At 50.6% G+C, this 22878-nt stretch carries 23 protein-coding genes and 2 tRNA genes; 16 read left to right on the forward strand and 9 right to left on the reverse strand.

Going from position 1 to position 22878, the window contains the following annotated elements; genetic code table 11:
• Window positions 1-11: 11 nt before the first annotated feature.
• Window positions 12-1481, forward strand: coding sequence for a dGTPase (dgt, locus tag ACO6UX_RS15315; protein ID WP_422449013.1), 1470 nt, complete (start codon window positions 12-14; stop codon window positions 1479-1481).
• On the opposite strand, the gene ACO6UX_RS15320 is transcribed toward dgt, so the two are convergent.
• Window positions 1450-2328, reverse strand: coding sequence for a patatin-like phospholipase family protein (locus ACO6UX_RS15320; protein WP_422449015.1), 879 nt, complete (start codon window positions 2326-2328; stop codon window positions 1450-1452). The two genes, dgt and ACO6UX_RS15320, sit on opposite strands and share 32 nt — an antisense overlap.
• A gap of 285 nt (window positions 2329-2613) precedes the next feature.
• Here ACO6UX_RS15320 and ACO6UX_RS15325 point away from each other — a divergent pair, with 285 nt between their 5' ends.
• From ACO6UX_RS15325 to ACO6UX_RS15335, 3 genes are read left to right on the forward strand one after another with little or no spacing between them, the layout of a single operon-like run.
• Entirely contained in the window at window positions 2614-3693 is a 1080-nt protein-coding gene (locus ACO6UX_RS15325; RefSeq protein ID WP_422449017.1) for a hypothetical protein, read from the forward strand.
• A complete protein-coding gene (locus ACO6UX_RS15330; protein WP_422449019.1) occupies window positions 3617-5665 on the forward strand; it encodes an RHS repeat-associated core domain-containing protein in 2049 nt (682 codons plus the stop codon). The genes ACO6UX_RS15325 and ACO6UX_RS15330 overlap by 77 nt, the downstream gene beginning before the upstream one ends.
• Complete coding sequence (locus ACO6UX_RS15335; RefSeq protein WP_422449021.1) at window positions 5659-5937, forward strand: hypothetical protein; 279 nt, start codon at window positions 5659-5661, stop codon at window positions 5935-5937. Before ACO6UX_RS15330 ends, ACO6UX_RS15335 begins: the two co-directional genes overlap by 7 nt.
• A gap of 116 nt (window positions 5938-6053) precedes the next feature.
• Here the strand turns inward: ACO6UX_RS15335 and ACO6UX_RS15340 are convergent, their stop codons facing one another.
• Complete coding sequence (locus ACO6UX_RS15340) at window positions 6054-6392, reverse strand: hypothetical protein (protein WP_422449023.1); 339 nt, start codon at window positions 6390-6392, stop codon at window positions 6054-6056.
• Window positions 6385-6624: a hypothetical protein gene (locus tag ACO6UX_RS15345; protein WP_422449025.1), complete on the reverse strand. Its 240-nt coding sequence runs from the start codon at window positions 6622-6624 to the stop codon at window positions 6385-6387. The genes ACO6UX_RS15340 and ACO6UX_RS15345 overlap by 8 nt, the downstream gene beginning before the upstream one ends.
• Window positions 6625-6868: 244 nt before the next feature.
• Between ACO6UX_RS15345 and ACO6UX_RS15350 the strand changes: the two genes are divergently transcribed.
• The 4 genes from ACO6UX_RS15350 (at window position 6869) to ACO6UX_RS15365 (ending at window position 8840) form a co-directional block, all read left to right on the forward strand.
• On the forward strand, window positions 6869-6940 hold the full coding sequence (locus tag ACO6UX_RS15350) for a type II secretion system protein (RefSeq protein WP_422449565.1): 72 nt from the start codon (window positions 6869-6871) through the stop codon (window positions 6938-6940).
• On the forward strand, window positions 6937-7146 hold the full coding sequence (locus tag ACO6UX_RS15355; RefSeq protein WP_422449027.1) for a hypothetical protein: 210 nt from the start codon (window positions 6937-6939) through the stop codon (window positions 7144-7146). Before ACO6UX_RS15350 ends, ACO6UX_RS15355 begins: the two co-directional genes overlap by 4 nt.
• A gap of 217 nt (window positions 7147-7363) precedes the next feature.
• Window positions 7364-7765 (forward strand): type II secretion system protein, encoded by a 402-nt coding sequence (locus tag ACO6UX_RS15360; RefSeq protein WP_422449029.1) that lies wholly within the window; start codon window positions 7364-7366, stop codon window positions 7763-7765.
• Window positions 7766-7979: 214 nt separating this feature from the next.
• Window positions 7980-8840, forward strand: a complete 861-nt coding sequence (locus ACO6UX_RS15365; protein ID WP_422449031.1) for an aldo/keto reductase family protein — start codon at window positions 7980-7982, stop codon at window positions 8838-8840.
• A 68-nt stretch (window positions 8841-8908) separates the two neighbouring features.
• Here the strand turns inward: ACO6UX_RS15365 and ACO6UX_RS15370 are convergent.
• From ACO6UX_RS15370 to ACO6UX_RS15395, 6 genes are all read right to left on the reverse strand, one after another.
• A tRNA-Pro gene (locus tag ACO6UX_RS15370) sits at window positions 8909-8985 on the reverse strand.
• Between the two features lie 202 nt (window positions 8986-9187).
• Window positions 9188-9264: transfer RNA gene (locus ACO6UX_RS15375), tRNA-Pro, on the reverse strand.
• 110 nt (window positions 9265-9374) lie between these two features.
• On the reverse strand, window positions 9375-9815 hold the full coding sequence (locus tag ACO6UX_RS15380) for a hypothetical protein (protein ID WP_422449033.1): 441 nt from the start codon (window positions 9813-9815) through the stop codon (window positions 9375-9377).
• Between the two features lie 180 nt (window positions 9816-9995).
• A complete protein-coding gene (locus ACO6UX_RS15385) occupies window positions 9996-10226 on the reverse strand; it encodes a hypothetical protein (protein WP_422449035.1) in 231 nt (76 codons plus the stop codon).
• Window positions 10227-10425: 199 nt separating this feature from the next.
• Entirely contained in the window at window positions 10426-11145 is a 720-nt protein-coding gene (locus ACO6UX_RS15390) for an SGNH/GDSL hydrolase family protein (RefSeq protein ID WP_422449037.1), read from the reverse strand.
• A 175-nt stretch (window positions 11146-11320) separates the two neighbouring features.
• Window positions 11321-11746: a VanZ family protein gene (locus ACO6UX_RS15395; RefSeq protein WP_422449039.1), complete on the reverse strand. Its 426-nt coding sequence runs from the start codon at window positions 11744-11746 to the stop codon at window positions 11321-11323.
• A gap of 308 nt (window positions 11747-12054) precedes the next feature.
• Here ACO6UX_RS15395 and ACO6UX_RS15400 point away from each other — a divergent pair, with 308 nt between their 5' ends.
• The 8 genes from ACO6UX_RS15400 to ACO6UX_RS15435 all read left to right on the forward strand — a co-directional run bounded on the left by ACO6UX_RS15400 (window position 12055) and on the right by ACO6UX_RS15435 (window position 22844).
• Window positions 12055-13662: an FAD-binding oxidoreductase gene (locus tag ACO6UX_RS15400; protein ID WP_422449041.1), complete on the forward strand. Its 1608-nt coding sequence runs from the start codon at window positions 12055-12057 to the stop codon at window positions 13660-13662.
• Window positions 13663-13687: 25 nt separating this feature from the next.
• Window positions 13688-15310 (forward strand): glycerol-3-phosphate dehydrogenase/oxidase, encoded by a 1623-nt coding sequence (locus ACO6UX_RS15405; protein ID WP_422449043.1) that lies wholly within the window; start codon window positions 13688-13690, stop codon window positions 15308-15310.
• A gap of 24 nt (window positions 15311-15334) precedes the next feature.
• Window positions 15335-16897, forward strand: a complete 1563-nt coding sequence (locus ACO6UX_RS15410) for an FGGY-family carbohydrate kinase (protein ID WP_422449045.1) — start codon at window positions 15335-15337, stop codon at window positions 16895-16897.
• Window positions 16898-16964: 67 nt separating this feature from the next.
• On the forward strand, window positions 16965-17219 hold the full coding sequence (locus ACO6UX_RS15415) for a toxin HicA (protein WP_422449047.1): 255 nt from the start codon (window positions 16965-16967) through the stop codon (window positions 17217-17219).
• The gene (locus ACO6UX_RS15420) at window positions 17212-17538 is read left to right on the forward strand and encodes a type II toxin-antitoxin system HicB family antitoxin (RefSeq protein ID WP_101748750.1); all 327 of its coding nucleotides are present in this window, start codon (window positions 17212-17214) and stop codon (window positions 17536-17538) included. Before ACO6UX_RS15415 ends, ACO6UX_RS15420 begins: the two co-directional genes overlap by 8 nt.
• A 104-nt stretch (window positions 17539-17642) precedes the next feature.
• Window positions 17643-17822, forward strand: a complete 180-nt coding sequence (locus ACO6UX_RS15425) for a hypothetical protein (protein ID WP_422449050.1) — start codon at window positions 17643-17645, stop codon at window positions 17820-17822.
• A 264-nt stretch (window positions 17823-18086) separates the two neighbouring features.
• Window positions 18087-20912: a hypothetical protein gene (locus ACO6UX_RS15430; protein WP_422449052.1), complete on the forward strand. Its 2826-nt coding sequence runs from the start codon at window positions 18087-18089 to the stop codon at window positions 20910-20912.
• Window positions 20913-21248: 336 nt separating this feature from the next.
• On the forward strand, window positions 21249-22844 hold the full coding sequence (locus tag ACO6UX_RS15435) for a flavin monoamine oxidase family protein (protein ID WP_422449054.1): 1596 nt from the start codon (window positions 21249-21251) through the stop codon (window positions 22842-22844).
• Window positions 22845-22878 lie beyond the last annotated feature (34 nt).

Here is a 22878-nt window from a genome sequence, read left to right on the forward strand (position 1 = left end):
TTACCAAGCCTATGGAACCTCTGGATTACCTTAAGAAACTGACCTGCGATCGCCCTGAGCCGGTAACCCGAGCCCGGCCCCGGGATCTGATTACCGAGACCGAGAGTAACCGTGGTCGTATAATTCAGTCAGCGGCCCTGCGCAGGCTTCAGCAGAAAACCCAGGTCTACCCACTGGAAACCAATGCAGCCGTCCGCAGTCGTCTTACCCACTCACTGGAAGTTCAGCAAACGGGCCGCTATCTGGCCAAAACTATTCTGGATCAACTAAAACAACATGGGGAGCTGGCAAAACTTGGTCTGGAAGGTATCGAAACGGCCTTTACCAATCTGGTAGAAATGTCCTGTCTGCTACACGACGTAGGGAACCCACCTTTTGGCCATTTTGGGGAAGCCGCGTTCAGCCGCTGGGTTCAGGATCATGGCGAAGCCTGCCATCACAAGGCAATGGCCAGACAATCCGCCGTCAATGGCCAAACCGGTCACTCAGAGCTTTTCTACGAGGTACTGTTACCGGATTTGTCCGTCTTTGAAGGCAACGCCCAGGGGCTGCGCATCATTCACAGCCTGCAGACACTCAACCTGACCTGGTCACAGCTGGCCGCCACCATCAAATACACCCGGGCACCTTATCAAAACCCGATAAGCGGATTTGCTTACCGTCAGAAAAAGCCCGGCTTCTACTATTCAGAACAGCGCCTTATCCAGGACATCTGGAAACATCTTGAGATACAGGAGAACTGTCGCTTTCCACTGGTCTACATCATGGAGGCAGCAGACGATATCTCTTACTGCATTGCCGATCTGGAAGATGCTGTTGATAAGGGCATTCTGTCATTCAGGGGTCTGAGCTTCTGGCTGAAAGAAGTGTGGCAGGAATTCACCGGCGAAAAGAGCCAATACCTGCCGGATATCATTAAAACCGCCGAAAATGTTGCCAAAGATAACCCACAAAACTTTATTCGCCATTTACGCTCACAGCTGGTCCGGGATCTGGTCAGCTATGCTGCCAACCGATACCTGCAGAAGCATAAGGAAGTTTTTCATGGGACGCTGGATGAACCATTAATTGATGGCGGCTCAGACCAGCATCTGGCACTGAAAACACTGAAAACCGTCGCCATACGACATGTGTTCAGTAGTCAGGAAAAAGAAACACCGGAACTGCGCGGATATGCGGCCCTGATGGGCTTGCTCGATATCTATCGCCCCATTCTGGAACTCCCCGGCACCGCATTCGCAAACCTCGATAATCTGGATGATAGCGAACACTTTATCGAGCATCGACTCAATCACCGACTGTCCCGGAAGTATAAAGCAGCCTATGTTCGGGCTGTGCATCAAATGCGTCAGGAACAGCATTCTCCCGCTGAACAGAACGATCTTGAATGGTATTTCCGGACGAGACTGATTCTGGACTATGTGGGTGGCATGACAGACTACTTCGTACTTACGGAGTATCAGAGCCTATCGGCAATTTAAACCATGAGGAACGCTTTTGCGTTCCTCCTTTCATGGTCTTCAGCCATTGGGCTCCTTCGTTCTCGAAGTATTTTCTGCTGGAATGATAGCCCATGTCATAGATAGACCGTAGCTGATCCGGCTTCACCATAAAAGCGCTGCAGTCCTCGATACCCTCCGGTGCCAATGACACCTCCGGCAAGTTGATATTGGAAAACTGCCGGGCAGAACTGTAAATCTGAAATACCCTGTCCAGTACATCAAAGGTGTTGGCGAAATGCTCACAGGGCCTGGACATAACCGGAGCAAGATACATCCCGATATGATGGCGACACTGGTCGTTAATCAGGTCTGAAGGATAGTTATTGATAATCCCGCCATCCGCATAGACGGTCCCCTGCCATTTAACCGGGGTAAACATGCCCGGATAAGCGGACGATGCCGTTAAAGCATTAATCAGTGGACCACTGTTAAATACCGTCTGCTGCGCTCTGTTCAAATCAGTAGCAACCACATACAGAGGTTTTTTCAATGATTCAAAACTATCTTCCGGGAAATAAGCCTGAAAATTTTTCGCGATCTTCTCTGAGTCAATCAATCCGAGTGCATTGAACGACAGGTTTCTAAAGCTGAACATTCGGGTCGAGACAAAGAAGTCCAGAATCTCTGCCGGTGCATATCCGGCACTGTGCAGAGCACCGACCATCGCACCACCGCTGGCACCGGAAATAATATCCGGCTCGATTCCATGCTCGTTCAGGTACTGCAGTAAGCCAATCTGAGCCATGCATTTTGCCCCACCACCGGACAGGGTCAGGCCCAACCGATAGGGTTTGCTTTTAAAAAGCTCTGTCGTGAACATGCTCATAGATGAAAGCGCCACCTCTGGAAAGTAACGTTGCTTGCAAAAAAACTGAAGCAGCCTCCTGGCCCTCGGAAAGTTTTTGCTCAAGCCGACATTATGTCATGAGCCCCGCTCTGGGCTAAAGTAAATCTCAACCGAATCCCTAGCCGCTGCGCTTATCAGTGTGGAAAGCGGCAATTGTCGCTGATCATGCTGGATTTTTGTGCTGCTAAAATCATCATATATTTCAATTGGTTACCAGGATGGGGCGGAGACCTTTCTCAAGGAGTTTGAAATAAAAGCACTGTTTTGCGTACAAAAACACTGGTTTTGAGGGAATTTCATCGTTTTTTTGTAACCAATCAGCAGCTCAGCGACGAGGGTATTTATCAGCCTCCAGCCGGAAAGTTCGACACCATCGAAGTGCTTGAAAATGGCAATGCCAGCCTGGTAAAACTGGACGGCAGCAGTGCCGAATTTGACCCGGTCGGAAGGCTTGTCGCCAGACGGGATGCCAATAAAAAAGAAGTACTGTACCGCTATGATGATGAAGATCGTCTGACTCAAATTGGCGATACCCATGGCCGGAGCCTCAACTTAACCTATGGGTTAAATGGGCGAGTCGCCACCGTGGGTGATCACTCTGGACGACAATGGGTATATGACTATGATGCCATCGGTAACCTGGTGTCAGTCACTGATCCCGTCGGCGGTGTAAGAAAGTACGATTACAAGGATTACCTGATTTCGACTGATCCGCAGAAATGGCACCAGCTTACCCGGATCACCGATGCCAGCGGTGTAGTTGTCACAGAGGTTACTTATAATGGGCATAAGGTAAGCTCCTATACTGAGGGTGCAAACCGATACTCGTATAACTATGATGGCAGGAGCAGTCGTGTCACCAAAACTGATAGCCTGAAAAGTGCCTGGACTTTTGTGTACGATAGCCATGGTCAAATTGTCACTGATACCAACCCTATGGGGCAATCTGTACTCCGCGAATACAACAGCAATGGCTATCAGCAGAAGCTCACCGACGCTGCTGGTAACCACTGGTCAAGCCAGTTTGATGCATTAGGCAGAAAGCTCAGTGCTGTCAATCCATATGAGCAAACGACGCAGCTTGAGTATAAAGGCGATAAGCCGTGGCCTGTGAAGGTAACCTCCCCCAGCGGCAGGGCCTCTCTTTTTACCTATGATGATTCAGGTAACCTGATAACGATGACAGACTCATCTGGAGCGGTGACGCAAATGAAGTGGTCTGATACCGGCTATCCTACTCAAAGACGCCCTCGGCAACACCGCCACCATGGCATGGAATGCACGGGGATTAATGCTCAGTGCCACCGACCCACTGGGCCGCACCACTCGTATTCAGTACGATGATCTGGGCAGGCCGGTGAAAACCCTGCGCCCCGATGGCCAGTCATCCACCGTCGTTTACGACGAACTGGACCGGGTCGTTGCCGCTACTGACGCACTCAACCAGACGACAAAGTTCAGCTACGATGCCGCAGGCCGCCTGCTTACCGTTACGGATGCCGCCGGGGGTGTTACTGCATTCCAGTATGACCAGTACGGCAGGCAGATCAGCGAAACCCGCCCCGATGGCAGCGCCATCACCCGCACCTACCGGGCGGACAACCTGCTAGCCAGCAGCACCGACCCACGGGGTATTGAAACCACCTATCAATACGACGCGGCCAAGCGACTGATCCGGATCAATGCTCAGGGAGAAATCACCCAATACACCTACGATGCCAACGGTCGCATGCTCAGCGCCACCAACCCCGAAAGCCAGCTGAGCTGGAGCTACGACAAGGCCGGGCGTACCCTTCAGGAAACCGCCGACGGCAGAACCATTGCCCTGCAATACAATGCCGAGAGCGAACCGGTGGAACAAACCATCGCCGGGGAAACCCTCAGCTATGCCTGGGACAAACGTGGCTTGATAGCGGGCATGACCAGCCCCGATGGTACCCACACCTTTAACTGGGACGCCATTGGTCAGATGAAAGGCATCAATTACCCCAATGGTCGCACCAGCAACTGGGATTACGACGCCGCAGGCCAGCTGACCCGCCAGAACTACACCGATGTGGCCGGTATCGACTACGGCTATGAATACAACAGTAACGGCCTGCTTACTCAGCGAACTGGCGACGGTGCCCAGTGGTCTTACCAGTACGACGCCATCGACCGGCTGGTCAGCGCAACCCACGGTGCAGAAACCTATAACTACCAGTACGATGCATTAGGCAACCGGCAGGAAGCCGGACAACAATACGACGCCTTCAACAAATTACTGGAAGACAGCACCCATACCTATCAGTACGACGCCGCTGGCAACCTGGTGAAGAAAATCAGCAAGGCGGACAACCGCTACGAAACCTTTGGCTACAACCACCGTGGTCGTCTGGTGCGGTTTGAAGCCTTCGCTGCCGGTGCCACTACGCCAGCCACCATCGCTGAATACGCTCACGATGCGTTAGGCCGCCGGGTGCTGAAAACCGTTAACGGCACAGCGACTCGCTTCCAGTGGCAGGGTAACAGTATTGTTGCGGAATACGACAGTAACGATACACTGACCAAACAGTACCGTTATGCCCTGGGTTTTGCACCATTGCAGTACAAAACGACGGAGGGTGTGTATGATGTGCATGCAGACCAGCTGTCCACTCCCAGAGCCATGACCGATCAGGCAGGCAGCACCGCCCGGGCAACCAGCCTCTCACCTTATGGCGTGGCAGATATCACCCGTGGTGAAAGCCTTGGGTTCAATATCCGCTTCCCCGGCCAGTATGCGGATGGTGAGAGTGGGTTGTATTACAACCGGTTCAGGGATTATGCGCCGGGCAGTGGGCGGTATGTGCAGAGTGATCCGATTGGGTTACTGGGTGGTGTGAATTTATTTGTTTATGGATTAGCAAACCCGATTTCACAAGTGGATTTATATGGCTTGTGGTCCTTTGGTGTTGAGGCCTATTTAGGCATTGGAGGTGGCGTTAATGTTGCCTACTCTGGTGGAACTCTGGAAGTTACAGGAAGGCTTGGAGTAGGTATTGGAGGAGGAGCCTCTATTGATCCATATGGCACACCTTCGCCACATTCTGAAGCATGTGGTTCTGGCTATATTGCAAGAACTTCTTTTACTGCTTCTGCTGGAGTTGGATATGGGCCTGTGAGCCGAGGTGTTACTGCGTCAGCTACCAGTGGGAATGCTATTACAACACCAGTTGGAGGGTGGTTCACGCAAAGGTCTGATTGGGGCGGAATTGATGGTAACAATACCATGGGACTTGGTGCACGGCTGGGCGTATCTGCAGGTGTAGAAATTGGGAGTTACTCAAATTGGTAAAATTACCTGTTATTACTGGCAAAGTAAAAATTGTTATTGTTTTATTCTTGCTAGTCGCTGGCTTTCAAGCTTTGGTTAGATACTCGCTTGATAATGATCCAAAGAGAGAAAGTATCCAGCTGTGGGTGCTCAGCAAACAAGAGGTTATGCGCCTGGTTGGTGAAAATGCGGCGGCTAAATTAAAAGAAAAAATTAGTGTACATGCATCTCCTGAAAAATCTGCGTATGAGAAATATACGTTCCACATTATTGGTTCAAGGGGGGGGCACTAGTTACTGTAATTGTTGACTCCAGTGACAGTTACGAGCTAGAAAAAGTTGTGGCTTTAGAGATGAAATAAAGCACCCTGAGTATCGCTTCCATGTTCGGCATGGAAGCCTTTCTTCCTTCACATCAACGCCAGATCCACCAATAGTTTTTCAGCACTTTGTTTTTGCCTCATGAAAGCAATGATGAATGCCGTCCCTGTTGATTCATCAAAACGATAAATCACTTTGTAGTTCTGCATCAGGTTCAGTTGCCAGTAGTCGTGGATGCCAATCAGTGCCAGTTCCGGGCATACCGGGCGTATAGCAACTTCTTTTATCCGCTGTTCTGTGTTGATAAGTAGCTCAGTCAACAGTGCGTTTAACTCTTCTTCCTCAAAAAAAGCACTCATATAGCCTTTTAACAGACTGAGGGTTTGAAAACCGGTTTCAGTGATTGTTACGATGACCGGCTCATTCATTACGTAATCTCTGGATCGCCTCTTCCGTGGATAGGGTTTCGCCCTGGCGTATGTCTCGTTCTGCCCGATTGACCAGCTTAAGCAGGGCAATGGCTTCATCCCGCATTTTGGCTTCCTGTTCGGAGTAGATTCGATAAACCGGCAAGCCATGCTGGGTGATTCTCAGCGGGCCATCATCCACATTGAGTTTGGCGGCATTTTGCTTCAGGTAGCTTAACGTCTGGGTTTCCATGGACTTTTCCTTTAATGGTCTATTAATAGACTGATTATAGACCATATTCGATTTGGTGTTCAGGGTTGTGAAGTTTCATTGGGTCGCTTTTTCATTGGTTGGCAGGCTGCCAGTGCTGAGTATTGAGTCTCAGAACTTCAGTGTTTGCTATGGAGAGTGAATTTGCCGGTGTTACCCGCATGCAGGATGCATTACCATAACTGCTTGAACGACAAAGTAATGATAATAACGTAAAGATGTCACTATGATACCGGGCTGTTCAGAATCAACAGGCCAGAAAGGATTCACTCTCATCGAGCTACTGGTGTGGTTGTGATTACGGGTGTCTTACTCAGCCTTACCTTAATCAATCGGCTTCAGAACCACCATGAAAATTTACCCGCTGCCCAGGCGCAGCGGCTGATCGTGATGATGACCAGCGCCAGGGATCAAGCGGTGGCGCAAAACCGTGAGCTGGGGTTGTCGATTGACGATGGGAATCTTTATCGGTGGTGGCAGCTTAATGACAATCGTATGCGCTGACAGCCTGTTGCAGAACCCTCTTTTCAGCCATACCGCCTACCGGAAAATCTGTTGGTCCGTTTGAGCGTGAGCCATTTCCAGGAGCCAGTTAACACTGGCGAAGCCGTTATCCCTGATCTGGTTTTCTTTCGTGACCGACAGGTGACGCCTTTTCAATTAAGTATCTCAGGCTCTGGTGATGCCAAGCGTATCACTATAGGCAGCGACGGGTTATCTGATGTTGCAATCATGGAGTAAGCACAAAGGGCTCACGCTGATGGAAGTGATGGTGGCTTTGGTTATTTTTTCTGCTACTGCTGCCATGTTGGTGCTGACTGACGGAAATACCGCCAAACAAACCCGGCATGTGCGCACCAGGCTGCTTGCCGCACAAGTTGCTCATTATTATTTGAACTCTGCCTACGCGGAACCGTGGCGTGTGGTGATTGGGCAGCGGGCGGAGCATCGGCAGCAGTTGGGCTATTCGTGGTTTGTGGTACAGCAGGTTACGCCGACTTCTTCACCATTGCTGAGCCACTTACCCGGTATTGGTCATCAGTGTTTCGACGTACTTTTTCGGGGTCGGGGATGGATGGGGGAATCTGGAAGTTTTTGCAGATGGGGTTCTGGCAGCAATTGACCTGAATTCCTTCTACCGGCTCAGGCACCCTTGGTATTTTTACAGCAGAAGATATCTTGGGCAAAACTACGCTCCCTGTACATGCAAAAAACTCCTTTTTTTACAGTGTAGCAAGGGATATTTATAACGTCATTTCACCCGTATTAGGGAAGCGGCTTGAACCGAATCCAGACAAGTCATAATATCGCCAATAATTTCCAGGGGAGGCAAGGAGATGACCGAACAACAGGAAACCCATCCGTTTACGCTGCACGATACCCGTGTTCCCCGTTTTATCTATGGCACGGCCTGGAAAGAACAGGCCACCTCCGAGCTGACACTGAAAGCCCTGAATAACGGTTTCACAGCCATAGACACCGCCAATCAGCGCAAACATTATTTTGAGCAAGGGGTTGGGGAAGCTCTGCAGAACTTTTACCAAACCAGTGGCAAGTGCCGTGAAGACCTCTTCCTGCAAACGAAATTTACCTACGCTGAAGGACAGGACAACCGTCTGCCCTACCATCCTGAAGCCGATACCAAAACTCAGGTTGAGCAGTCCCTTCTCTCATCATTGGAGCACTTGAACACGGATTACCTTGATGCTTATCTGCTGCATGGTCCATCCCGGCCACATGGACTCAGTGACCGGGACTTTGCCGTCTGGGAAGCAATGGAAGGCTTCTATCGGTCCGGCCAAATCAAACTTCTGGGGGTCAGCAATGTAAATCACCAACAGCTGGAGCTCCTGAACCACCATGCGGCGATCAAGCCCATGCTGGTGCAGAACCGCTGCTTTGCCAGAACCGGATGGGACGCCAATATCCGTGCGCTATGCCATCGACATAACATTCTTTACCAGGGGTTTTCGTTACTGACAGCCAACACCCAACTGTTGGCAATGCCTGAATGTCAGACCATTATGAAGAGGACAGGATTAACCGGACCACAGGTCATTTTTCAGGCAGCATTAAAAATGGGGATGATTGTCTTAACAGGCACCAGTGATACAAAACACATGCAACAGGATCTGAATTGTTTGCAGACGCCACTGACGGATGATGAAGTGAATATGATAGAACAACTGATGGCTTAAAATTCAGGCGACATCTCTGAAAATAAAAAAAAAAGCCAGCATGATGCTGGCCAATAAAAAAACAAATCTGGTCGGGGTAGAGAGATTCGAACTCCCGACATCCTGCTCCCAAAGCAGGCGCGCTACCAGACTGCGCTATACCCCGAAATTCATAACCAGGTTATGAATAAAAACAGTGTTCCGGACATCATGGACAGTGATACTTCCTGAAACACCGCCATACCGGAACGCTTGATACTTTAGCAAACCACCCATCTTTTTACAGTGGTGATTTCCGCAAATTAGCTGCGGAATATACTTCAGGCAACAAAAAAGCCCATACTCAAGAGCATGGGCTTTACCTGATCTGGTCGGGGTAGAGAGATTCGAACTCCCGACATCCTGCTCCCAAAGCAGGCGCGCTACCAGACTGCGCTATACCCCGTTAACTCACCGCTACTGCAACCGACGTTGCGCTGAGCCAGTGGAGGCGTATTATCCCTATTTTCCGAACGCCGTCAACTGCCATTGAGGTTTTTATGGTCAATTTAATAACTATGGCTCCCAGTCATATTTATCAATGCTATTGATTGTCAGGCCAGCATCAATATCACCATTCAGAGAGACATCCACAGAATAATTAACCAGACGACCCTGCACACCACCGATCACCAGCAGAGACTGTCCCTGAAAATCATAGCCAGCGCCTAATTCCGCCTGCCAGTCAATCTCACCCCGAACACCTTTCAGGAGGAACTTATCAAAGCCATCGGTGAAGTGATAAGAGAGGGAAAGATCAACACCGGTTACATCCTTAATACCATCCACATCGACGCTACGAACTCCGATAATGGCTGAGGGTATCCAGCCATGCTTTACGGTCCAGCCCAACCCGGCGTAGACATGGTTATCATTCTGGGCTGCAGCCGCAGTATTGGTCTGCAACAATACTGTTGCCATAATAGCCGTTATCAAGCCTTTTATTGTCCGGGACATGTCGCTACCCCCTTTTTTTCAGGCAATATATATTTGCTTATACGCGCTTCCAACTCTACCTGACTGGTAAAAATTAGCAATGCAAGGCAAGAGCTGAAGATTTGTGGCGAAATGCTTTTTCTTTCTCCCGGTAAAAGTTGCCATCCATAGCAAACACTCCATTCCCTGAAGATAAAAAACTCAGTGTGATTCGTTTCTGGCCAGCACCGGGCATTGATCACTGGAATCATTGGCAACGGGCTGATAGTACTGACGCTCAAGCCAGTCTAATGCTTCCTGAAATGCAAGGTCGCCGTAGTCTGAATAGCTAAAACGACGAGTTTCGTGTATTTTCGAACAATCAGGTTTTACCAGATGCGCCTGCCAACCTGCCTGCCCATCTCTGAGCGTATATTTCTCAATTCTCAACATTGCTGATGATAGTTTCCGTTCTTAATTTTGACTGTGCACGATCACTTTTATTGGTGTTGTTAATGCCATCAACAAGGGCAGATTAACACTGAAAAGATGACAGAATCGTGACAGTCAATGACCAATCAACAGGCTGATTATTAGACAAATTATCAATACGCATATTGATACGTATCAATACCTGGCAATTAATTAGTCGTTAAACCCTGTGGCTTCGGGTATCTATTATCTTGTCCGCAATGATTCCTGCCCAGACCTGACACCCTGACTCATTAGGGTGATAACCATCTTCCGCCATCAACGAAGCGTCAGGATTCGTGCCACTGTGGATATACGTCCAATCCTCCTGCTGGCAAAGCTTCTGCAACTGTCTGTCCAGCAAGTAGGCCTTTGCTCCCAACAACCAGCTTAATGGGGCTGGAATCAGGGGAAACCGGTTGATCTTTGGAATTGATGTGATAAATACCCTGGTATTGTCGGAAGCAAAGCGATGGACACACGCCTGCATATGTTTATTGAATTCCGAGCCTGAGGTAAATCTGGTCGTATCATTGACGCCAAAGCTGATGATCAACAGATCCGGTTCTTTAATGGTCGCCTCAAAGGTTAATGAGTCGAACACTCTGGCACCATTTTTTGCCAGTATTTCCCAATCAAACTCCACACCCCGATCCTGAGTCAGGTTCCTGATAACCTGGTGGGTCAGCCCCTGTCTTATCTCTGCCACCCCCACCCCGGCGACAGGGCTTTCACCCACATGAACAATTGAAAAATCCGAGCCTCTGGCCTGCAGCCGTTTACCACTGGCCTCGGGCAGGCGAAGTGCACTTCTTTTTAAATGGACGCCCTGGCAGATTGCGATAGAAAGAAGCAATAGACAACATAAAACGGTGCTTACCAATCCAATAAGTTCAAACATCAAAATAGCCGTTGTGCATTTTTATTGTTGATTCATTTAAACCGATGCCCGGTGATTTTGCAGACTTTAGACCAGGAAAACAATGGCAAATCCATGCTGACCAAGCCTTGTCAGCTTATGGTCACAGAAACAGGTGGCTGGCCCTGCTCAAGGACCAGGTTCACTTTTTCAATGGCTAAAGGTTAAACAACACACTCATACATTCAGGCCAGGGCTGGCAGCCACCTTCAGAGGCGACCAATGCAGGGATACCGAGACTGATCCCCATATAAAGCCCGATACCCACCCCATTGGCAATAATATCGCCAAAACTGAAACGGCGATAACGGGTCATGTGCTGACAGACCTCGATAAACACGCCAAACGCCATCAGCCCTGCCGGTTTCCACCAGCAGACGCTGGCCGCTGGAAATGCCAGATCGATCAGCAGAGAGAGCACCATAAAGGTGAGCACATGTTTCACCTTATCATTGATAAAACGGGTGGGGTCCCATTTGCCAGGTATCAATGACATAAACAGGGCAAAAGCCAGGGCACACAAAGAGAGGATTTGCCAGGTTGAAGGGGGAGTTGCCTGAAGTGAAGTAATCAGTTCATTCATTGGATGGCCCTGAGTTAGAGGTTGTAACAGGTCATCGGCCAATGGGCGTTGGGGTTGATGGCACTTAACATTCCTGTTTAAGGCCTGGTGTTAAGCTTACCCCTCCACTCAATCATAAACATTGGAGTCTTTGTCATTAACGATATTGTATGGTTTGTTCCTTACTGATTGTTGAAATATAACAACCCAACTTGCTACATTAGCAACTCTAAAAACAGACACCGTCGTCAGTTTATAAGCGTTAGCTGCTTCCTGGCTCTATATGGCAGTTATGCGCATTAGCAGAATAAAAAGAACAGGGGTAGACCATGCGCCGTTGGAATGGCTGGGGTGATGAGAGTTACGTTAAGGAAGTCTCCGACCATGGGGATGCATTGATTCGCCGTATTATCGGCGAACCGACCCCCTTGAAAGATGCCACCCTGGAGAGTGTGATAGCCAGGGTACCAGCGTCCCGTCTGCCTGAACATCCACTGATTGTCACTGCTGCAGAAGATCGGGTTCGCCATGCCCGTGGCCAGAGCTTTCCGGACTGGCTGGCCATGCGCAGTGGTGATTTTGGGGTTTTTCCGGACGGTGTCGCCTATCCGGAAACCAGTGCACAGGTTCGCGAACTTCTTGCCCTTGCGGTCCGGCACGATTTTATTGTGATTCCCTATGGCGGTGGAACATCCGTTGCCGGACACATCACGCCACAGAAAAATACCAGAGCCATTTTGACCATTGATATGGGTCACATGAACCAGTTAATGGATCTGAATGAAGAGAGCCAGATTGCCACCTTTGGTGCAGGGACTCCCGGACCACAGGTTGAAGCACAGCTGCAGGCACGGGGTTATACCCTTGGGCACTATCCCCAATCCTGGGAACTGTCCACCATTGGCGGCTGGATCGCCTCCCGCTCTTCAGGCCAACAGTCACTCCGTTACGGCCGTATTGAACAGATGTTTGCCGGTGGCCGTATGGAAACCCTGCAGGGCACACTGGATATTCCTTCGATTCCCGCCTCTTCCGCAGGGCCGGACATTCGTGAGCTCACCATGGGCACCGAAGGCCGCCTGGGTATCTTTACCGAAGTGAAAGTACGCGTACAACGTGCAGCAGAAGAAGAAAAGTTTATGGTCTGCTTTATGCCAAACTGGCAGGCAGGTAAAGCCGTCGCCCGGGAAGTTGCACAGCAGAAGATCCCGCTCTCCATGATGCGGGTCAGCAACGCTAAAGAGGCCCGCGCCCACGCTCATCTTGGTACCTCACTGACACAGTTCAAACTGCTGGATGGCTATCTGCGTTTTCGCGGGCTGGACGACAATCGCTGCATGCTGACCTTTGGCGTGACCGGCTCTGAATACCAAAATAAAGTAGCCCTGAAACAGCTGGGCAAGATTCTGAAAAAACATGGCGGTGTTGGTGGTGCACTGGCCAATATCATGGGCACCATCTGGGCACATGGCCGTTTCAAATTCCCTTATCTGCGGGAAACCACCTGGGCACGGGGCATAGCAGTCGATACACTGGAGACCTCCACCGATTGGGAGAATGTAGACAGCCTGATGCATCAGATGGAAGCGAGCCTGGAAAACGCCTTAAAGGATGAAGGGGAAAATGTCATGGCATTCACTCACCTCTCCCATATCTACGGTCAGGGGTCGAGTATCTATACCACCTATTTCTTCCGCTGCGCTGACAGCTACGAAGCCACTCTGGCACGCTGGAAAAAACTGAAGGCCAAAACCTCTGAAGTGATTGCCCAAGGCTATGCCACCATTTCCCACCAGCATGGCACTGGCCGTGACCACGCGCCTTATATGCCGACAGAAAAAGGTGAGCTGGGGATGCGGATGATTGCCACCCTGGTGCATGACTTTGACCCGGACAAACGACTGAACCCCGGCGTGTTACTCCGGGACAGCGAATAAGTTGAATTAATCAGGTACCCAACCCATGTGGCAGAAATCCTGGCAGACAGGTAACCGGAATCAGTTACTGGAAGCGTTAAAAAACAATACTGACAAAGAATGGGATATCGTTGTGGCCGGTGGCGGCATCACCGGTGCTGGCATTGCCCGTGAAGCGGCACGCCGGGGCCTGAAGGTGCTGCTGGTTGATCGTCAGGATTTCGCCTGGGGAACCTCCAGCCGTTCATCAAAAATGATCCATGGCGGCCTACGCTACATCGCTTCCGGCGATATCAAAACCACCATGCACTCAGTTTCCGAACGGGAACGCCTGATGAAAGAGGCTCCCGGCCTTGTTGATCAAATGGGCTATCTGATGGCCCATTACAAAGGTGGGTTTCCAGGGCCGCTGGTCTTCAATATTCTGCTGCGTATTTATGATTTTTTTGCCGGTAAGCGTTACCGTAAATTTCATAAATCACACGACGTTGAAAACCTGAGCCCACTCATTAATGCGCACAAGCTGCTCGGTGCCACCCAGTTTGCCGATGCCATTACCGACGACTCACGCCTGGTTATCCGGGTTTTGCGCGAAGCTCAGAAAGACGGTGCTACGGTAATAAATTATGTTGGTGTCGATGCGCTGATTAAACACAATGGTCAGGTGACGGGTGCTCAACTGAAGGATACCGAAACCGGTCAGGTAATGCCGGTGAAAGCCAAAGTGGTGATCAATGCCACAGGTGCCTGGGGTGATCAACTTCGGGGTGAGATGACCTCAGAGCAGCATATTCGCCCGGCCCGTGGCAGCCATATTGTCGTACCCGGCTGGCGACTGCCGGTGGCTCAGTCATACACCGCCATGCACCCGGATGATAAACGACCCATATTTATTTACCCCTGGGAAGGCAGAACCGTGGTCGGGACAACCGACCTGGACAACGGCGTTATTGGCAACCATGAAGTAGCCATGACCCGTGATGAACTGGAATACCTGATGCAAGCCGCCTGCGCCCAGTTCCCGAAAGCCGGGTTAACCGAACAGGATATTATATCTTCATGGGCCGGTGTACGCCCGCTGGTCAGCTCCGGGACACTGAACCCGTCAAAAGAAAAACGTGACCACAGTATCTGGAACGATAACGGGCTGGTGACCGTCAGTGGGGGCAAGCTGACCACCTTCCGGCTGATTGCCCTGGATGTATTAAAAGCAGCTGAAGAGTACCTGCCCGGCGTTGATTTCAGTGATACCGGCGCGGATATGTTTACTCAATACGAGCCTGATAGTTCTCTGTTTAACAAGCTGCCGGACTATTTAAAGAAACGTATCCGGGGCCATTACGGCATGGACGCTGATCGTTTACTGACACAGATCCAACCCGATGAACAGGACGTTATTCCCGGTGCCCGTGCCCTCTGGGCCGAGTTGCGCTGGTCGGCCGGCAATGAAGCCGTTGTGCACCTGGATGATCTTCTACTCCGCCGTACCCGCCTGGGCTTGCTGCTGGAACAGGGAGGCCTGATTTTTGCCGACAGAATCAAGACCATCTGCCAGGAAGAACTGGATTGGAGCGAACAGCATTGGCAACAGGAAGTCACCCGTTATCAATCCATCTGGAACACTTATTACAGTATTCCGAAACGGCGCAAGAACGCTGATACTCGATAATAAGAAACAAGAAGTGAGTGTGTAGTGAGTGATTCAGACTATGTGCTGGCCATCGACAATGGCACACAGAGCATTCGGGCCCTGGTATTTGACAGTGCCGGCAATGAGATCGCCAAAAGCAAAGTTGCGCTGGAGGCCTATTTTTCACAACACCCCGGCTGGGCAGAACAGCACCCTGACTACTATTGGCAGCAACTTGGAAAAGCCTGTAAAGCGTTATGGGACCAGGGCATTGTAACGCCCGGGCAGATCAAAGGTATGGCACTGACCACACAGCGCTACACCATGATTAACCTGGATGAAGATAAAAAGCCTTTGAGACCCGCCATTGTCTGGATGGATCAGCGTAAAGCCGAACCGGAAAAGCCCGTTGGCGGCCTCTGGGGACTGTTAATCAAGACCATCGGCCTGACCAGCCTGATCGAAGATCTGCGCGCCAAAGCCCGTGATAACTGGATCATACAACATCAGCCCGATATCTGGCAGAAGACCCGTTACTATGTAAATTTATCCGGCTACCTGACCTATCAACTGACTGGCGAAATGAAAGACGCCTGTGGTTCAGTGGCCGGTTATCTGCCCTATGACTATCGCCGTCAGAAATGGGCTGGCAAGCACGATCTGAAATGGCAACTGCTGGCCGCCAGACGACACATGTTGCCGGAACTGGTACAACCCGGCGAGCGGTTAGGTCATATTACGGCTGAAGCTGCGGAGCATACCGGTCTGCCTGCGGGGTTACCAATGATCGCAGCCTCATCCGACAAGGCCTGCGAAGTCCTGGGCGCAGGCGGTGTTGACCCTCATATTGGCTGTTTGAGTTTTGGCACTACAGCCACCATCAGTACGACAACGTCCCGATATTTTGAAACAGTTCCCTTTATTCCACCCTACACAGCGGCGATGCCTAAGCGTTACAACACTGAGGTGATGATTTATCGGGGCTTCTGGATGGTCAGCTGGTTTAAAAATGAGCTGGCCCAGGCCGAGCAGCGTAAAGCAAAAGAGTTGGGTGTAGAGCCCGAGCAGCTTTTCGATGCCCTGTTAACCCAGGTACCACCGGGCTCAATGGGCTTGATGATGCAACCTTACTGGTCCCCGGGCGTACGTCAACCCGGCCCTGAAGGCAAAGGCGCTTTTATTGGCTTTGGCGATGTTCATAAACGGGCGCATATTTACCGTGCGATTCTGGAAGGACTGGCTTACGAACTGCGATCTGGTAAAGAGCAGATTGAAAAACGCAGTGGCACACCGATCACCCGGCTACGGGTCTCCGGTGGTGGATCCCAGAGTGATGCCGCCATGCAACTGACGGCCAATATTTTTGGCATGGAGGCAGAACGGCCACACACCTACGAAGCTTCCGGCCTTGGGGCAGCCATTAACTGCTGTGTCGGCCTTGGCATTCATAAAGACTATAACGAAGCCATTGATAAAATGACCCGGGTAGGCGATGTGTTTGAGCCGGACCTGCCAACCATGCAGCTGTATGACCGTTTGTACAATGAGGTTTATAAAAAGATCTATAAACGCCTGCAGCCGCTGTATAAATCCATTCGGGATATTACTGGTTATCCGAAACATTAAGTTCCTTTTGACTTTTTTGACTTGTTAGGGGTATTGAAATCAGTATCAATAGTGCTACTATCAATTAATGGCAAGTATATCTGATATTCTCGAACTGATGAGCAAAAACCCCAAGGGCGTCAGATTCAAGGATTTATGTAAAGTCTGCGATGCATACTTTGGGGCTCCCCGACAAACAGGTTCAAGCCATCGGGTTTACAGAACTCCCTGGCAAGGGGATCCAAGGGTGAATATTCAGGACAGCAAGGGCAAGGCAAAACCTTATCAGGTAAGACAAGTGTTGCAGGCAATAGAACGTATGGAGCAAGAAAGCAATGAATAAATCCACCGACAAATACACCTATCGGGTCACCTGGTCTGAAGAAGATCAGGAATATGTGGGCTTGTGTTCTGAGTTTCCCGGCCTGAGCTGGCTGGAACAAGACCAGATAGCAGCGCTGAACGGTATTCGGAAACTGGTATCAGACACCGTGGCGGATATGCAAGCGGCTAACGAGACAATCCCGGAGCCTTTTTCCATCAGGGACTACAGCGGCAAAGTGTTGCTAAGAGTACCACCGGAAACTCATCGACATCTGGTTATTCAGGCGGCAGAATCCGGTGTAAGTTTGAACCGTTATATTGCCAGCAAGTTGCACTGAGCAGCTGAAGGCAAATGGTTTTGTCCTCACTATCATCTACATTAATGACTATTTTTCCCTGCCGATATCCCCTTTAGAGGGGAGCTGGTGTCAGGACTTTCTTTTTGAACACATTCAAGATTCATAATGACACAGTTTTTTCTGACAGCCTTGTGTACCAGGTACTGACCGAGTATCAATCCGCTGAACCGGTGTTGGTCGAGCAGGCGAATATGGCAACAGCGGGCAACTCAACGGCGAACACCGGAAAAGAACATGACCTCGGCCAACAATCTGAAGGATAATATATGTCCAGCGCTGGAGCCCCGATTTAATCAACAGATATCTGCATTTTCATAGTAAAAAAAGGCGTATGTGATTCAAACAATTCTCACCACTGCTATAGCACTGGCTATTATTTCTTCTCGAGTAGCGTACGTACAGCGTCAGTATTACACGTCAAAAGCAGTTAAACGTTAAAGGTCCACCTGTTTCACTCCTCCGGGTATTTACTCTGCAAGACAGTGGATCGATATCGCCGTAAACAACTTTGTTATGAGGTATTGGTTTTGATACGGCCACCAGGCGTACCCTCGGCAGGCACTACCATTGACCCGCAACCGGTGACAACCCCGACCACACAACCAGAGGGCCAATGGAGAGGGTTTGGGGTGGCCCAATCCGCAGTCAGTGCATTTGTTCAGTCGCTAAACCCCCACTATGACCCAACCAATTCCCGGCCGCCAGTACCGGATGTTGCTGACTCTGCTGCTGGCATTGATTTCCCGGGCCGTGATGGCCAGACCAGTGATTACCTGCAGTTCATCACACTGGCAGGACGGGCGATAGCAGCCTGTGCCAACCTGCCTCCGACAATCAATAATGCGCTGGGCTATCTTGTCAACCTCGCGGTCGCGGGGCAGTTTGCCAGCGATCAGTTTAACTCGGTCACTGCCCACGCCGGTTTGGTACCCGAACCTGGCACGCACAGGGAAAATACACCGGACGCCCCCCCGGAAAACACTAAAAACAACACCAGAAAAACCTCAAAGAACCCACGACAACAGCCCGGTAAACCCGTTACCACAACGCACCGGGCTGGCCAGTTACCAAAAACGTCCCTGGCACTGGGAGCTCTGGCCAGCCTTTCCTCGGTCGGCGGATCAGCACCAGCAGCCACCTCTGACACCGCCCCCTGGGTTAAGGTGGCGGATGCCGAGACTCTGAGCAGGGTCTGCCATGATGTGGAATCATGCGGCAATAAATATCAACTGACTAAAGATATTGATGGTAGCCAGTTAACCCAACCCATTGGTAATAAAACCCATCCGTTTACCGGCAAGTTGGACGGCAATGGCCATACCATTGGCAACCTTTTCCGGTGCCTGGTAGAACACCTCTCCGCTGAGGGCAGTATCGAGAACCTGAGTCTTATTGATGCCAATATAAATTCAACAGCTCCGGCCGGGGTAGCGGCTTGTGAAATGTCAGGCGACGCCAGGATCAGCAATATTCACGTTGAACGTGCTTGCGTTGCTACCAGGGGTGAAAATGCAACCGCAGCTGTTGCTGTGGGCAAAATTAACAAAGGAACAGTTACCAACACAACAGCAGCAAACTGCAGGGTGGAAACCTCCGGTAATAAAACAGATGCCGGTATTGGGGCGGGATATCAGTTAACAGGAACTGTTACCAACACGACAGCGTTGAACTGCACGGTGACAACCTCTGGTGAGGATGCAAATGCCGGTATTGGGGCGGGAAGGTCCCATGCAACTGTTACCGACACGACGGCGGTGGACTGCACGGTGTCAGCTTCCGGAGAGTATTCAAATGCTGGTATTGGGGCGGGAAGATCGTACCTTGCAACTGTTACCAACACGACAGCGTTGAACTGCCGGGTGAGAGCCTCAGGCAAAAAGGCGAATGCTGGTATTGGGGCGGGACATCAGAGAAAAGGAAATGTTATCGAAACGGCAGCGGTGAATTGCACGGTGAAAACCTCAGGTTCAAGTAAAGAGGCGAATGCCGGTATTAAAGAGACGAATGCCGGTATTGGGGCGGGATATCTGGCAGGCGGAAATGATATAGAGGGAAATGTTATAAAAACGACAGCGGTGAACTGCTGGGTGATAGGTGAAAAGGCGAATGCCGGTATTGGGGTGGGAGCAAGGAAGAATAAAGCAAATGTTATCGACACGACAGCGGTGAACTGCACGGTGATAACCTCAGGCAAAGAGGCAAATGCTGGTATTGGCGCAGGATCCATTCAGGGAAAAGGAAGTACTGCCAACACTACGGTGATTAACAGCTTCGTTAACAGTACTGATAATGCTCCCTCCCCGGAGATCAATGGAGGAGATAACCCAGTTATTTGTAATGTCAGTATTAATGGTATAAAGCAAACATACAACCGCCAAGCGTGTATTCATTGGCTAAATAATACTCTATTCTGTGAAGATCTTGACCGCCGATTGGTAACGCGGGATTGCCAAGCTGTTAATACTGGTATTGATACATCAAATGGTACTAATGCCCTTCCATCATCTCCTGTCACAGAGACGCTGGCCACGGTGCCAGGCACCACCATGAACGTTTCCAGCCCGGGTTCTATCACACTTACAACGCCCCCAACAACTGGGGCCACGACACCAGGCATGACCTTTTCCTCCCCGGATTCTGCCACTTTTGCCAAATCAACACCGTTAGTGCAATCACTAAATCTAAATACTGTCGTTTTAGCCTGTATCACCCTGGGCGCGTTGTTTGTTGTGCTGATCGGTGTGTACACCTACCGCTATTGCAACCAAAGATCATCGGCCAGGGCTGGCCGTAACCACCCCATGCCGTGGCAACCCGACGACAGATCCATGACTGGTAGACCACTGCCTGCTCCTCCTCAGAACCATTGCGATCTGCTGTTAGTCAGACCGGAGAACACGGCAACAGGATGCAGCAGCGCCATGGCGAACGCTGGAAAAGAATCAGACCAACAACGCCCTGACCGTCCGGATGTACTGAACGAGGATGAATCCATCTATAGCCTTTACGAACCGATGGGGGTCAGGCAGGCGGGTATGGCAAAAGGGGGCAGCAACTTCATGGTAAACACTGGAAAACAACCTGACCCTGGCCAACAACGCCCTGACCGTCCGGATGAACTGAACGAGGATGAATCCATCGATAGCCTTTACGAACCGATGGGGGTCAAGCAAGCGAGTATGGCAAAAGGGGGCAGCAACTTCATGGTAAACACTGGAAAACAACCTGCCCCTGGCCAACAACGCCCTCCCCCCCCGGTGTACGAGAATGTATCGACCAGGCATAAATCCGCCTCCAGGAGGCTGACCGAGAATAGACTGCCCTACACGGCAACTGCTCCTGCGTTGCTCTAGCTCCTGCATCCATGCAGTCGTGCGGCGACAGCAAATTGATCTAAAAATCCTCTTTTGTTCGGCAAATAGCCCCGCTATTCACCTCACAAAACCAAATTTTTATCCTCAATTTTCTGCCTATCATTTACATTAATGACTATTTTTCCCTGCCGATATCCCCTTTGGTGATGCCCTTTTTCAGTCAGATATGCACTCTGGAATGAATCAGGATCACTTCGTTGTTTCAGAAAGGTCATCACTGTTGCTCCCCGTGCTGGCATCATGGATAACAAACCGGTTCCTCCCATGATTTCATAACAACCAACCGGGCTCAATTGATCAGGATATCCAAAAATAATGAATCAGGAAGCCTACGAGACAGATATTGCGATTGTTGGGGCAGGAGTGGGCGGCGCTTATTCAGCATGGCGCTTAAGGGATAAAATTTCGGCTCCTGAACACCAGAAAATTGACCTGTTTGAAATGAGTGACCGGATTGGCGGCCGTCTTTACTCCCTCAAGATGCCCGGAATGCCCAACGTACCGGCAGAACTGGGGGGCATGCGCTACTTTTCCAGTCATGCAGTGACCCGGGAACTGGTCAACGCTTTGGGCTTACCCACTCTTGACTTTCCGGGCAGTGGCACACAGGGCAATATTTCTTTTGTGCGCAACCACCATCTCCGTGACCTGGACTTTCGTGATCCGGATAAAGTCCCCTACCGGCTGAGTTTCAATGAGCGGGGTAAAACACCTGGCGAACTGATTCAATATGTGATCGATACGCTGGTTCCTCAAAGCGTCCGTGCATCCCCTGATGAGTGGAGAGCTTTCCGACAATCCCATACCCTGGAAGGAAAAAGGCTCTATGAGTACGGATGGTGGAGTCTGATGGATTGGGTGCTGTCCAGAGAAGCGATTGAACTGATCAATGATGCCGGGGGTTACGACGCGCCGTTTCGCAATTGGAATGCCGCCGTGGCGATGGATGTCTTCAGAAATAATGCACCGGGCTGGGATGCTCCCTCAAGGATGATTGCAACCGGCTTTCAATCATTACCCGAAGCCCTGGTGCAAGGATTTATTAATCAAGGAGGCCGGTACCACTCCCGTCACAGGCTATGCGCCATAACCCCATTTAAACAGCAGGGACAGACCCGGGTTAAACTCGTGTTCGAGAATGCCCGGGGTACCAGAATGGTGGTTAATGCCCGGCACGCCATTTTAGGGTTACCAAAACGCTCGCTGGAGCTACTGGATCAGGATTCGGTTCATTTACGCACCGCCGAAATACGGTCGGACATTGACTCAGTCATTTCAAAACCGGCCATTAAACTTTATCTTGGCTACCCTTACCCTTGGTGGAAGGTGCTCGGGATCAGAGGGGGTAAGTCGGTGACTGACCTTCAGATCAAACAGTCCTATTATTTTGGTGCAGAAGAGGATCGACCTGCCGGTGAAGCTGGCAACACCAACGCTCTGTTGCTGGCAGCCTATACCGATGGCCGGGTGCTGGATTACTGGCACCCCCTGGCTAAGGGAAATGAGTTTGCCGGAGCAGAGAACCCCTTTGTTCCGGTGGGACAGAGCCCTCTTCCCAACGAGAGCCGGGCCACCAATAACCAGGTCGCGCAAGCCCAAAAGGAACTCAAGGCGCTTCATGACTTGAAATACATTCCGAAACCTTATACTGCGGCCTACATGGATTGGTCTCAAGACCCCTATGGGGGAGGATACAGTTTGTGGAAGCCCGGACAAAAGAGCCTGACTACTCAAAAGCGTATGCGCCACCTGCCCGGTTTACCCATTCACATTTGCGGTGACTCTTATTCCGATCTGCAAGGCTGGGTGGAGGGCGCATTGACCAGCACCGAACTGATGCTGGAAGAACATTTTCAACTGGAACGTCCGCGCTGGATTGAAAAAGACTATTTATCCCGTTTTGCCGTGTAGCACGCTGAATTGGTCAGTTCCAGAGCACCTGAAG

Source organism: Endozoicomonas sp. ALB091 (assembly GCF_049310265.1).
In the GTDB taxonomy this organism is placed as follows: domain Bacteria; phylum Pseudomonadota; class Gammaproteobacteria; order Pseudomonadales; family Endozoicomonadaceae; genus Endozoicomonas.

Bases quoted from the DNA above. Each gene is read 5' to 3' on its own strand.
- ACO6UX_RS15395 (WP_422449039.1), bottom strand. From the start codon at position 11,746: ATGAATGAACTGATTACTTCACTTCAGGCAACTCCCCCTTCAACCTGG.
- ACO6UX_RS15435 (WP_422449054.1), top strand. From the start codon at position 21,249: ATGAATCAGGAAGCCTACGAGACAGATATTGCGATTGTTGGGGCAGGA.
- ACO6UX_RS15340 (WP_422449023.1), bottom strand. From the start codon at position 6,392: ATGAATGAGCCGGTCATCGTAACAATCACTGAAACCGGTTTTCAAACC.
- ACO6UX_RS15400 (WP_422449041.1), top strand. From the start codon at position 12,055: ATGCGCCGTTGGAATGGCTGGGGTGATGAGAGTTACGTTAAGGAAGTC.
- ACO6UX_RS15415 (WP_422449047.1), top strand. From the start codon at position 16,965: ATGGCAAGTATATCTGATATTCTCGAACTGATGAGCAAAAACCCCAAG.
- ACO6UX_RS15385 (WP_422449035.1), bottom strand. From the start codon at position 10,226: ATGTTGAGAATTGAGAAATATACGCTCAGAGATGGGCAGGCAGGTTGG.
- ACO6UX_RS15390 (WP_422449037.1), bottom strand. From the start codon at position 11,145: ATGTTTGAACTTATTGGATTGGTAAGCACCGTTTTATGTTGTCTATTG.
- ACO6UX_RS15380 (WP_422449033.1), bottom strand. From the start codon at position 9,815: ATGTCCCGGACAATAAAAGGCTTGATAACGGCTATTATGGCAACAGTA.
- ACO6UX_RS15420 (WP_101748750.1), top strand. From the start codon at position 17,212: ATGAATAAATCCACCGACAAATACACCTATCGGGTCACCTGGTCTGAA.
- ACO6UX_RS15330 (WP_422449019.1), top strand. From the start codon at position 3,617: ATGGCATGGAATGCACGGGGATTAATGCTCAGTGCCACCGACCCACTG.
- ACO6UX_RS15345 (WP_422449025.1), bottom strand. From the start codon at position 6,624: ATGGAAACCCAGACGTTAAGCTACCTGAAGCAAAATGCCGCCAAACTC.
- ACO6UX_RS15320 (WP_422449015.1), bottom strand. From the start codon at position 2,328: ATGAGCATGTTCACGACAGAGCTTTTTAAAAGCAAACCCTATCGGTTG.
- dgt (WP_422449013.1), top strand. From the start codon at position 12: ATGGAACCTCTGGATTACCTTAAGAAACTGACCTGCGATCGCCCTGAG.
- ACO6UX_RS15365 (WP_422449031.1), top strand. From the start codon at position 7,980: ATGACCGAACAACAGGAAACCCATCCGTTTACGCTGCACGATACCCGT.
- ACO6UX_RS15360 (WP_422449029.1), top strand. From the start codon at position 7,364: ATGTTGCAATCATGGAGTAAGCACAAAGGGCTCACGCTGATGGAAGTG.
- ACO6UX_RS15405 (WP_422449043.1), top strand. From the start codon at position 13,688: ATGTGGCAGAAATCCTGGCAGACAGGTAACCGGAATCAGTTACTGGAA.